Genomic DNA, 12,496 nt, shown 5'->3' with positions numbered 1-12,496 from the left:
ACTGGCGGCAGTTTGAGGACGTCGCCAAGGCGGCCTGACTCAAACAAATCGGTCTCCGATGAACCCGGGGCGATTCACCAATGCGCGTTCAGACATTCCTGACGGAAGCGCCCGTTGAAGCTTTCGACCTTGGCGTTGTCAGTGGGCGTGCCCGGCCGGCTGAAATCCAGTTCAACGCCATGTTCATACGCCCACCGGTCCATTGCCTTCGAGATGAATTCGCTGCCATTGTCGACCTTGATCGTGGCAGGGTGTCCGCGCATAGCGGTGATACGCGTCAGCGCTTCGACCACATGCTCTCCCTTCAGACTTTGCCCGACCTCGATGGCCAGGCATTCCCGGGTGTAGTTGTCGACGACGGTCAGTGTCCGTAGACGTCTCCCGTCGAACAGTGCATCCGCAACGAAATCCATGCTCCAGATTTCGTTGATCGCGGTCACGATATGCTTGGGCTGTCGCAGCCGAGCCGATTTGTTACGTCGTGGCCGCTTATGCCGCAGTGAAAGGCCCTCCGCCCGATACAGCCTGTAGACGCGCTTGCAGTTATCTCGCCAGCCTTCCCGTCGCAGGACCACGTGAACGCGCCGATACCCATAGTGCACGCGCGTGGCGGTGATTTCCTTGATACGCATGAGCAGCGCCGACGAATCACGCGCAACCGACTGATACCGATACAGCGAACGAGACATGCCAAACAACGCGCAAGTCTTCGTCAGGCTGGTTCGATAGCGATCACGCAATTCATCGATCAACATGCGCCGACGGGCAGGCTTCAGAGCTTTTTTGCGAGTACGTCCTGCAGCATGGCCTTGTCCAGGCTCAGGTCCGCCACAAGCCGCTTCAGCTTCGCGTTTTCTTCTTCGAGCTGGCGCAAGCGGCGCAGCTCAGAAGGCCCCAACCCTCCGTATTTCTTCTTCCAGTTGTAGAAAGTCGCCTCGCTTATTCCGAGTTTGCGGCAGATCTCCTCGACCTTCGTACCCAGCTCGGCTTGCTTCAGGGCAAATGCGATCTGCTCTTCCGTAAACTTGCTCGTCTTCATAGCATGGCCTTCGTGTCCGCTTGGACACATCATGCCGAATTTCTCTACTTTTGCACCGGACTATTTCTTGGGGCAGGGTCAGGTCGGAATGTTTCGTATCCCCACCGTTGCCAATGCGACTGCGTTGATCACAAACAGCACGGCTGCCGCGACACGCGTGCCCAATCCGATGACCAGCAACAGACCGAAGACGAATTCGCATGCCGCCACGAACGGTGCCATGAACTTAGGAAAGGGGATCTGTGCTTCAGTGATGGTCTGCAACATCAAGGCTCCATTCTCGGGAAGCATGAGCTTATTGAAGCCGGAAATCGAAAAGAAAGCGCCGACCGAGACACGTGTCAGGATGAGCGGCAAACTGTATAACAGATGGGCCGATGGTTGGACGAGGAGGAGTTGTCGAAAACAACGAAAGACGTTCATGAAAAATCCGTTCGCGAAGCATCGCGAATGAAGTTGTCGATAGTGGGGAAGCGTGCATGAGTATAGCCGTAAGCGACTCGTTCCGGCCGCTTCCCCGTTCGCGCGCGCGTAGGGCATGATAGTGATGTCGTGGTGGAGTCCGTGTAGATCACGGGAGATCGTGTCCGCGATCGGTGATCGTGGACACGATCCATCCAAATCTATCCAGATCTACCCGGTTGATGGTGTGGGCGGGGTGGCCGGCTTCAGTTTGTCGGCCACATTCCAGGGCAGCAATTCGTCGATACGGGAGATCTTGTGATCAGCGATGTGGGTCAGGGGTTCTGTCGCATTAGTGGAGGGCCAGTAGAATGGGAGGTATCCGAAATTCCGTGTGTGAGGCGGGTTGAGATTCAGATTCCAATGTTGAATCGTTCCGGGTAAAGCAGCGCGAACTGAGTCATCGCGCTCTTCCAATCGTGCCGGGAACCGGTCCATTTGGCCACGACGTTGCGCAGCACCAGCCAGATCAGTTTGAGTGCGGCCTCATCCGAGGGGAAGTGGCCGCGCGCCTTGATGACCTTGCGAAGCTGCATGTGCAGCGACTCGATCGCGTTGGTCGTATATACAATTTTCCGGATGTCGGGCGCGAAGGCATAGAACGGAATCACCTGATTCCAAGCCCTGCGCCAGAGTGCGGCAATCGGGGGATATTTCGTACCCCACGGGCTCGTATCGAACGTATCCAGCGCCACGGCAGCCGCTTCGGCGGTCGGTGCCCGATAGACCTCCTTGAGCGCGGCCGCGACCGATTTCCGGTCTTTCCAACTGGCGAAGTCCAGCGAGTTCCGGATCAGTTGCACGATGCAGGTCTGGACCGTCGTTTCCGGGAACACCGCGTTGATCGCTTCAGGAAAGCCCTTCAGGCCGTCGACCACGGCGATCAGAATGTCCTGCACGCCGCGCAGCTTCAGGTCGTTGACCACCCGCAGCCAGAACTTGGCGCCCTCGGTCTGCTCGATCCAGGGGCCGAGCACGTCGCGTGTGCCGTCGCGGCGCACGCCCAGCGTCAGGTAGATCGCCTTGTTGCGCACGACGCCTTCGTCGCGGATCTTGACTCGCAAGGCGTCGAAGAACACCACCGGGTACATCGGCTCGAGCGGTCGCTGTTGCCACTCGCGTACTTCGTCGATCACGGCATCGGTCACCGTGCTGATGAAGTCCGGCGACACCTCGATGCCGTACATCTCCAGCAGGAAACCCTGAATCTCCCGCAGGCTCATGCCGCGTCCGTACATCGCGATGATCTTGTCGTCGAAGCCGGTGAAGCGCCGCTCGCCCTTGGCGATCAGCACCGGATCGAAGGTGCCTTCGCGGTCGCGCGGAATCTCGACGTCGAGCAGATCGTCGTCGGTCGCGATGCGCTTACGGCTGGTGCCGTTACGATGGTTCGTGCGGCCTACTGGCTTGGTTTCGCCCTTCTCGTAGCCCAGGTGGTGGGTCAGTTCGCCGCCCAGCGCGCGCTCGAAGATCGCCTTTTTGAGCGCCGCGAGCTGCTCGTTGATCGTCGCCCGATCCAGCGTGCCGGGTACCAGTTGCTTGATCAGTTCCGGGTCCAGGTTCAAGCCCTTGCCCGGTTCTACGGTCGCTTCTTCCTTACGTTTGGGTGGCATAACGTGGCTCCTTGGCCATCAGTTTATGCCTCGCACACAAAAGTTCGGATAGGCTCGCAAGCCGAGGTAAACGTGAGCTGATGCAACGAGCGCGCCACGACCATCGCGTTGGCGTGCGCTACCGAGACTCAGATGCAGACATCGCCGGTCGATTCCGACCATCGCGATGTGGCTATGCTCGCCCGCAAGTTGCAAATGATTCTCCATTCGGTGTGCTAAATCTATCGCTTACGGTATTTCCGCTTCCAGCTCAGCCTGCGTGACATTGAGGAGTTGCTGTTCGAGCGCGGCGTGATCGTCAGCCATGAGACGATCCGCCGCCGGTGCGACAAGTTCGGTGCGGGGTTCGCCCATCGCATCAAGGCCGCCCGGCGCCAGCCGGGTAGCATATGGCATCTGGACGAGATGTTCGTGTCGTTGCGCGGCGAGCCCTTTGTTCTCTAGCGTGCGGTCGATCAACACGGCATTGAACTCGACATCCTGTTGCAAAAGCGACGCGATAAGACTGGGGCGAAGCGCTTCTTCAAACGGGTACTGTCAGCCAGTGCCGAGGTGCCGAAGAAAATCGTCACCGATCAACTGCGCAGCTAGCCTGCGGCAAAAGCAGAAATACTGGCGCTCGCGAACGTCAAGCATGTCTTCGTCAAGGCTGCGGCGCGCGTGAACAATCGTGCCGAGAACAGCCATCAGCCCACGCGCGAACGCGAGCGTCGCATGCGCGGCTTTCGAGATCCGCAGCGCACCCAGGTATATTCTTGTCGTGCTTCGGCCCAATTCGGCAACACTTCGCGCTCAAACGTCATGTGCTACGCGCGTCGCTCTATCGCAAGCAGCTCGCGACGCACTTCGAAACCTGGCGACTTTTCACTGGCATGACCCAAAATCCGTCTTTCGCCGCCTGAGCAACCGGATGAACACCACCGGTTTATCCCGCCATCGCCAACGTGACAATGCCCGGGCAGTTGACAAAGACGGTAACACCGTCGCTTTCCTGTTCCGGGCCCGTTGTGACAAGGCTGCCGCCCAACGATACTTCGAAAAAGCGATCGACCAGAATGGTGCGTCGGAAACGGTCACCGTCGGTAAAAGCGGGGTCAATCTTGCAGCACTTCATGCGATCAACGCTGAGCGTGAGACGCCCATCAACATCCGGCAGTGCAAGAATCTGAACAACATCGTCGAGCAGGATCACCGGACGATCAAGCGGATCGTCAGACCGATGCTGGGCTTTAAACGTTTTCGGTGCGCGCGCATCATTCTTTCTGGCATCGAGATCATGCACATGATTCGAAAATGGCCGTCGCAGGTAAACCGTGACGTGCCGCTTTCCGTTGGTCAGCAATTTTACTCCTTGGCGATATAAGGAATCCTAAAAATACCGCTCCGACTCACCTCCAACTTCGTTATCGAGACAGAATCTTAATTTGTTCTACGGCGATGCACCGTCGAGTGGTCGACTGACAATCCGCGTTCGGCCATCATCTCCTCAAGATGCCAAAGGCTCAGCGGATAGGCCACGTACCAGTGCACGCACAGCAGCATCACATCGAAAGGATAGTGTAGGCGCTTGAACACTTTCGCCAGCGCCGTATTCAGCTTCGATTTCATCACTCGACTCGCTCGGGCTCACTGCCTCACCCTATCAGACCGCCTTATTGCGACAGAACTTTTACCCCAGCGCGTTATCGCGACAGAACCAAAAGATATCCCTAAAATCAAATATTGAGATAAATATTTAATTTATGCGTATACTGAAAATAATAAAATTATTACAAACGCATTAATTTCGTTGACGGTGAAAAAATTTATGCATTAATCTTTTGTCAAGGCTGAGTGCATGACAATCGACTCAGTATTTAAAATTCACCGATCATTAAAATACGTATTGGGGGTAATCGTGGGAAAATTAAAAATTAAGTGCACCGAATCAATGCTACCGGGGCGCGCGGCGGTGCTGTCCTCGGTTGCGGCCCTCTTCCTATTGAGCGCGTGCGGCGGAGACGGTTCGTCGCCTGGCTCGTCGGCGGGCGTGACCAGTTCCGCCACGGCGTCTGGCGCGTCGTCCGCGCCCAAGCCTATCGCGCCGGAGGTTACGTCGGCCACGGTCCAGGTCGACCAGAACAGCCAAGGCAACCAGGGTAACCAGGGCAACCAGGCGACGCAGCAGGCGCTGACGCCGCTTCCGGCCGATCAGCCCTACGTCGACAACACGCTTTACGACGCGAGCCCGACCGCGTCGCTGCCCACGGCCACCGAGGCCGCTGCCGTTACGCATCACCGCATCAAACTCAACGGCGTCAACATGACCTATACGGCGACGGCGGGCCACCTGATCGTGCGCGACCCGAATACCAACGCCGCGCAGGCGTCGATCTTCTATACCGCGTACACGCTCGACAACCAGAACACGACACGCCGGCCAGTGACGGTGTTTTTCAACGGCGGCCCCGGCTCGCCTTCGTCGTTCCTGCACATGGGTTCGTTCGGCCCGATGCGCGTCTTCACGGCGCAGGGCTCGACGGTATCGGGGCCGAACGACGTGACGCTCGGCGAAAATCCGCAGACCTTGCTGGACAAGAGCGATCTGATCTTCGTCGACCCGGTCGGCACGGGCTATTCGGAGGCCATCGCGCCTAGCAAGAACCAGGATTTCTGGGGCGTCAATCCGGATGTCAATATCATGGCGGGCTTCATCAACCGCTACATGATCACGAACAACCGGGGCAACTCGCCGCTGATGGTGTATGGCGAATCGTATGGCGGGCCGCGCGCGGGCATTTTGTCGTATGCGTTGCAGGATCAGTACGGAATCAAGTTGAGCGGGCTGATGATGCAGGCGCCGGCGCTGAATTTCTACGAAGGCGAGCCGGCTCGCCGCGATCCGCTGCCGCCGTTCCTGCTGCCGACGATCACGATGGCGGCCAAGTACTACGGCAAGATCACCGATCCTTCGTTGGCGCAGCTTAGCGACGCCGATCTGTTCCAGGCCTCGGAGAACTTCACGTTCAACGATCTGCGCTCGGTCACGCCCAATCCGTACAACTCGGTGCCCACTGCCGCGCAGTATGCGAAGGCGGGCACGCTGGTCGCACGCTTGCAGGCGCTGACGGGCAACACGCCGGTCATCTACAACAACGCGACCCAGGGCGACACGCCAGTCAGCTCGGCGACCGACGTGCTCGCGGCGGTTACCGGCTCGCTGGATGCCACCGGCATGATTCCCGGCCAGACGTTGGGGCTATACGACCTTCGTAAGGAGTTGCCGGGTAATGTCATGCAATCGGTCCCAAACTACTTGACTTCTGACCCGTCGCTAGACGATCTGGCCGCCTACGGCCCGATCTTCACGTCGTATGCGTATAACACGCTGAAATATCAGACGCTGTCGACTTATCACGGGCTGATAGGTATCCCATGGAACAACGACACATCCTATCCAAACGGCTCGGAGCTGTCATTCCCGGATGCGACGATCTTCATCGCGGACGAAATGATGATCAACCCGCACATGCAGGTGCTGACGTCGGCGGGCTATTACGATTCCGTCGTGCCGGCGGCTCAGGTCGATTGGGACATGCAATCGGTCGCGCAGGCGGTTCCGACGCAGCAGATGGCCCAGATGTATACCCGGATCCTGTATCCGGCGGGTCACATGGGCTATGCGGACGATCCGACTCGCCAGTTGCTGCGCAACGCGCTGTCCACTTTCTACGACAAGGCGATGAAAACCTCCGTCGCATCAATGAAGTAAGAAATAAGCGTAGTCCAGGAGAGGCAGATTGTTGAGATTGAACCGACCGAGCCGGCTCACCGCGATGGCGGCCGGTTTCACGAGCGTATGGCTCGTTGCGGCACTGTCACGTTAGCGTAGGATGAGGGATGAAGACGAGATCGCTCTATCGTGGACATCGATTTCCGGCGGCCATCATCAGCCAGGCGGTTCGTTGGTATTTCCGTTTCCAGCTCAGTCTGCGCGACATTGAAGAACTGCTGTTCGAGCGGAGCATCGTGGTGAGCCATGAAACGATTCGACGCTGGTGTGACAAGTTTGGTTTGGGACGGGTTTCGCCCATTGCATCAAGGCTGCCCGGCGCCGCGCAAGATCGTCACCGATCAATTGCGCAGTTATCCGGCCGCCAAGGCCGATATTCCCGAACTCGCAAACGTGAAGCATGTTTTCGTCAAAGCGGCTGCGCGTGTGAACAACCGCGCCGAGAACAGTCATCGCCCACGCGCGAACGCGAGCGCCGCATGCGCGGTTTTCGATTGCCCGCTCGAACACAGTATTCCTGTCGAGTTTTGGCCCGATCCGGCAACACTTCGCGCTCAAGCGCCATTTGCTGCGTGCCTCGCTTTATCGAAAGCAACTTGCGGCACACTTCGATGCCTAGCGTTTGTTCACCGGCCTGGCTCGCCATCAACAGCTCAGGCTAAACGTGCATTATTTTCTGTTTTCTGAAGCCCCCCAGATAGTAGCCAATCAGAAATATTACTCATTCCCTTCAAATTTATATCTATGTGTCAATGCGAATTGCTTATGCTCAACCAATTGAGTCAATGACGGAGGTAATCGCGAGAAAGTTTTGTAATGATTGAAATTTAATCGGAACTATTGTTTCATTCCAAAAAATTTGGACGTATATTCAAAAAAAGATTGGATAGGCGGTTGAATAGTGGAACGCTAGCCGTACCACCTGAACGGGCCGATGGATACCCCTGAGAGGCGGGCTGCCAGTGCAGATTCTGGCCACATGAAAGATCTCCACCGATCACTTATTCGTCGTGGTTCGCATTTGCGGACAATTACGTGTCGAAGAGCACAATTTGTTTATCTAAATCCATAAACAACAGGGTAATCGATCATGAATATCTCTACATAGCTCGCCCCGGATCATTTCGGGCAGCCATGTGCAGCACATAAATCCTATCGCGGTATTACCATACCACCGGCGAACCAGCTCGGTGGAGCAGTTGCTTCGACTATTCTCCTTAAATAATTAGGATTCCTATCCTGACCATCAGGTTGTCTAACAACAGAGGGCCATCATGCGTCTTGCACAAATGATTTGTCGTCACATAGTGGCGTTATTAGCCTTGGCTGCAGCGGGCTGCGCGTATGCTGCCGATGCTTCCTACTATGGTCTGGATAGTGCGCTGATCAACGAAGCGCCTCGCTTGACCAGCGCCAATGACCGTGCGGTGGCCGTGCTAGCCCAGATTCCGAATAGCCGGCCGCAATCTGCGCGCCAGGAATTCGATCGCGGCACCGTACCCGACGCCACGCGGCTCGAGCACATGCAACTGGTACTCAAGCGAAGCCCTGCTCGGGAGGCGGCGCTCAACCGGTTCATGGAACAACTACATGACCCTGCTTCGCCACAATTCCATCATTGGATGACCGCCGAGGACTACGGCACCGATTTCGGCGTGGTGCTGAAGGATATCGAGACGCTGACCAGCTGGCTCGAAGCACAGGGTTTCGCAGTGAGCGGCGTGTATCCGAACCGGATGCAGATCGATTTCAGTGGCACGGCGGACAAGATTCGCTCGGCCTTTCATACCGAAGAACACGTCTATCAAATCAACGGTCGGCAACATATCGCCAATGCCAGTGACATCCGACTGCCGACTTCGTTGACACCGGTCGTCGCGGGCGTCGCTTGGCTCCACGATTTCCAGCCGCATCCGAAGAACCGCGTGCCGCTCAAGCGAACTCCCTTGGAGCACGTCCGCGGCAAGCCCCAGAATGATCTGTCGCCGCGCGATTTCGCGACCATCTACAACGTGCTTCCGCTCTGGTCGAGCGGCATCACCGGCAAAGGGCAAACCATCGCGGTTATCGAAATGGCGAACATGAATCCGCAGGACTGGACCGATTTTCGCAAAACGTTTGGGCTGGACTACTTCGGCGGAAAATTCTCGCAGATCCACCCGGCACCAGTTGGTCTGAGCAAAAACAACTGCACCGATCCCGGCCGCGGGGATGACGGTGAAACGCTGCTGGACGCGGAATGGTCCGGCGCGGTTGCCCCGGACGCCAATATCGTGGTCGCCTCTTGCGCGGGGCGGTCCAATGTCAAGTTCGGCGGCATGGACGGGTTTTATGCGGCCCTAACCAACATCGTCAACAGCAAGACGCCGCCGGACATCATCAGCTCCAGCTACGGCGTGTGCGAGGCAGACATCAGCCTGGTGGACGAATTGCAGGTACTCGACATCTGGAAGCAGGCAGCGGCACAGGGCATTTCGTCGTTCGACGCGGCTGGCGATACGGGTTCCGTGTCGTGTAACGACCGGGTCCCCCTGACTAAGGCTGGTCTGAACGTAGACAACAACGGAAATTCGCCCTACATCGTTGCGGTCGGCGGCACGGACTTCCCCGATGTGCTCGACAAGACGACCGCGCAATACTGGAATCCGGACGTGAGTTCAGATTACGGCAACGCACGTTCCTATCTGCCGGAGACGCCGTGGAACTACTCCTGCGCGAACAGCGTGATCTACAAGAGCCTGGGTTACAGCGGGCCGCTCGAGTTTTGCAACAGCAAGGATCCGAGCGTATCGCTGGTGGACATCGGCGGCAGCGGCGGGAAATCCACGCTGGTTGCCAAACCCTCATGGCAGAAGCTGGTGTATGGCATGCCCGCCGATAAATCGCGCGACCTGCCTGACGTGGCGTTGTTCGCGGCTTGGGGTGACGCTCCCTTCAATCACGGTGTGATTACCTGCACGGCCGATACCCGCTGTTCGCCGGGCTTGCCGAAGGGATATGAAGTCAACGGTGGCACCTCGTTTGCTGCTCCCGCGTTCGCCGGCATTCAGGCGTTGGTCAATCAGAAAGCCAGGGGCAAGCAGGGGAATCCGAATCCCGTACTGTACGCGTTGGCCGCAAAGCAATATGGCAAACCCGGTGCGCCGAACGCGACTGGCCTGAAGGATTGCGCGTCCGACAACGGCAACACGAGCGGAAGCGCTTGCGTGTTCCACAGCGTGACGCGTGGCAACAACGCGGTGCCATGCAAGCCGGGTTCCGCCGACTGCTATGCGCAGGCCGGCCAGCAGGTGGGGATCATCTCCATGTTCACATCTAGGCTGCAGGCCGCCTATCCGGCCACGCCCGGCTGGAATTTTGCAACGGGTCTGGGATCGGTCAACGCCGCGAATCTGGTGCAGGCGTGGTCGGACTATCTGGGCGCGCATTGAACGGAACGCACATTGAGGTCTGTAGCGCGTCAACTAGGGGCCGCGCGTGTGCCTCAAGAAGGAATGTTACCCGACGGCTTTGTCGTTCCGTCTTCTTTTTCTCCTTTCTTTCGTGGTTTGCCGGACGTGGTTCACACCTTTGTAGTTGTAGTTAAAGTTTCCAGACGTCGCCCTTGTAGTAAGAAATTTCGTTGGTGAATAGTATAGATTGTGATTAATCCGATTCGAAATATAAATCTGGAGAAAAATATGTTATCGATGAATAGATTCAACGTATCTAGATGTGGTGGGGTACTCGTTGTGATGATGTCGACCGCGTTGGGAATCGCCTCGACATCATCAATTGCTGATGCTCAAACATCTGTTTCTGGCGTCGAAGCAGCAGCGACGGCGCATTATACACAGGCATCAAAGGAGGAACAGGCGATCTGGCAAGAGGCGGTGAAGAAAGCGGGTCCTCCACCTAGTGGAGGGTGTTATACGATTTCTTATCCCGACACCACGTGGAAGAAAGGGACGTGTGAGGCCGTATCCCGAAAACTTTCTGATTCGACACATTCGGGTGCCAGTAACCAGGGGCAGGAAACGTCCAGTAACTTGGGGCGGAGCACACCAAGCAGTATCGGGAATCTGACAGTTGGGAACGGGGCTGATTATGCTGCCAAGACAACTGGAATCACGACTTCGGCAATCGGGAGCTTTCCGGCTGCCGTCGTGAGTGGGTTAACAAATCCTGCTGACGGTTATACGCTTCAACTCAATACTGATATCGCCAAGAATCCATCTTTTTGCCCGAAAATTGGATTTGATTCAAGCTGTAAGGTTTGGCAGCAATTTATTTATGGATCTGATTATGTCCTATCACAACCCGGCCCTCTAGGAACCGTTCCCAAAGGGCCACAAATATTTATCCAGAATTGGATATTCCCGAGCAACAAAGATATGAATTTATTGCTGCAAGGAAAGAAGCAGTGTCCCACAGGATTCGATTTTTCCGTGTTTGGTGGAGGATGTTTTGGAAATAGTTACGCTGTTGCTGCGCCAACTATTCCAGTGGGTGACCTTCCTCTGGTAACTCTGGCGGGGTATGCCTCCACGGCGGGCCAAGGGGCAACCGATACCGTTGTGCTAACGTATAAAGGGAATGCCTACAGTGTAAATCAACCAGATAGTACGCTCGATATCGGACAGATATGGAAGTTGTCGGAGTTTAATATTGTGGGTAATGGTGGAGGTGGCGGGTTGAATTTTAAATCTGGAACGTCACTTGCCGTTAACTTACAGGTAAACGATGCAACTACCAACAAACCGGTGTGTCTGAAAAATGCAGGGACGACTGGTGAGACCAATAATTTGACGTTGGGAAAATGTACCGCGACAGGCGGCACGACACCTTCAATTCAATTTACTGAATCGAACTGACCGGTCTTGTCCGGCGTGGTTCAAAACAGACTTTCCTACGTTACACACAAACCCGACGAATGCCAACTGATTAATGAGTCCGTTGCTCTAAGTGTAACATCAGTTTGAACCACGCCCATTCGTCGGTTCTGTTGCAATAAGGAAAAGCGGTGACAACATCGATATCAATACGCACTATTGGTGAGTTGTCGGCATGCCATATTTGGATTAAAATAACGGTATTGCAATATTCGCCAGAATACCGCAAAGGATTAATGCATCCCCCATTGATGGGTTCTGTCGCATTAGTGGAGGGCCAGTAGAATGGTTGACTTCGAAGAACTGAGCCCTCACCGATGCGCCTTGCTGCGAAGATACCGCGAAAGAACCTGCCCGCAGGAATCGCCAGGGTGCTCAAGCGCCGGTTCTGTCGCAATAAGGACGGAGAGTTGGAGGCGGCGAGTGGACCGACCCGGCTCATGAAACCAGGCAATAGAATTGCTGTGCTGCGGACAAACGAGTCCCCTTGGGGAAATTCATCTGTCCCTTGGCGACCATGTGCATGGTCTCAATGCCACCCATGATGATGCGTGCGCATCGAAAACGCTGGAACCCGAGCATAGACCTCGTTCGTCGTTTAATCGCCCGGTGATCCTGCTCGATCCTGTTGTTCAGATACTGGCGCTGACGGATCTTGATCGGCGTCTCGCGCTGCGCGTTCACGGCATGCAGGGCTGCCAGGTTGGCCCCGCTCTTGTCGACGGTCACGGTGTCGGGC

General features: G+C 56.3%; 6 protein-coding genes and 5 pseudogenes. 6 read left to right on the top strand and 5 right to left on the bottom strand.

Annotated elements, in window-relative coordinates; genetic code table 11:
- Positions 1-77: 77 nt before the first annotated feature.
- From WS68_RS15170 to WS68_RS15155, 3 genes and pseudogenes are all read right to left on the bottom strand, one after another.
- Positions 78-1,039 (bottom strand): annotated as a pseudogene (locus WS68_RS15170) (IS3 family transposase); the annotation flags it as partial.
- Positions 1,040-1,117: 78 nt separating this feature from the next.
- Positions 1,118-1,462 (bottom strand): DoxX family protein, encoded by a 345-nt coding sequence (locus tag WS68_RS15160; protein WP_059571593.1) that lies wholly within the window; start codon positions 1,460-1,462, stop codon positions 1,118-1,120.
- Between the two features lie 392 nt (positions 1,463-1,854).
- Positions 1,855-3,114, bottom strand: coding sequence for an IS256 family transposase (locus tag WS68_RS15155; RefSeq protein ID WP_059571592.1), 1,260 nt, complete (start codon positions 3,112-3,114; stop codon positions 1,855-1,857).
- Between the two features lie 234 nt (positions 3,115-3,348).
- On the opposite strand from WS68_RS15155, the pseudogene WS68_RS26290 reads away from it, so the two are divergent.
- Together WS68_RS26290 and WS68_RS15140 are read left to right on the top strand one after the other, a co-directional pair.
- Positions 3,349-4,016: pseudogene (locus WS68_RS26290) on the top strand (IS6 family transposase); the annotation flags it as partial.
- A 53-nt stretch (positions 4,017-4,069) separates the two neighbouring features.
- Positions 4,070-4,477: pseudogene (locus WS68_RS15140) on the top strand (DDE-type integrase/transposase/recombinase); the annotation flags it as partial.
- 71 nt (positions 4,478-4,548) lie between these two features.
- Here WS68_RS15140 and WS68_RS15135 read toward each other — a convergent pair.
- Positions 4,549-4,722 (bottom strand): annotated as a pseudogene (locus tag WS68_RS15135) (IS6 family transposase); the annotation flags it as partial.
- A 421-nt stretch (positions 4,723-5,143) separates the two neighbouring features.
- Here WS68_RS15135 and WS68_RS15130 point away from each other — a divergent pair.
- From WS68_RS15130 to WS68_RS27690, 4 genes and pseudogenes are all read left to right on the top strand, one after another.
- Positions 5,144-6,865, top strand: a complete 1,722-nt coding sequence (locus tag WS68_RS15130; protein WP_197419617.1) for a S10 family serine carboxypeptidase-like protein — start codon at positions 5,144-5,146, stop codon at positions 6,863-6,865.
- 128 nt (positions 6,866-6,993) lie between these two features.
- Positions 6,994-7,505: pseudogene (locus WS68_RS26280) on the top strand (DDE-type integrase/transposase/recombinase).
- Between the two features lie 655 nt (positions 7,506-8,160).
- Positions 8,161-10,317 (top strand): S53 family peptidase, encoded by a 2,157-nt coding sequence (locus WS68_RS15125; protein WP_082710065.1) that lies wholly within the window; start codon positions 8,161-8,163, stop codon positions 10,315-10,317.
- Between the two features lie 249 nt (positions 10,318-10,566).
- Positions 10,567-11,739: a hypothetical protein gene (locus WS68_RS27690; RefSeq protein ID WP_197419616.1), complete on the top strand. Its 1,173-nt coding sequence runs from the start codon at positions 10,567-10,569 to the stop codon at positions 11,737-11,739.
- A gap of 456 nt (positions 11,740-12,195) precedes the next feature.
- Here WS68_RS27690 and WS68_RS15120 read toward each other — a convergent pair.
- Positions 12,196-12,496, bottom strand: a 301-nt coding sequence (locus tag WS68_RS15120; RefSeq protein ID WP_156429520.1) for a DDE-type integrase/transposase/recombinase, incomplete at its 5' end; no start/stop codon positions are given.

It is taken from the genome of Burkholderia sp. TSV86 (genome assembly GCF_001522865.1).
Classification (GTDB): Bacteria; Pseudomonadota; Gammaproteobacteria; order Burkholderiales; family Burkholderiaceae; genus Burkholderia.
Note: the sequence above shows the minus strand (reverse complement) of the source record. Positions and strands in the feature narration are given on the sequence as shown.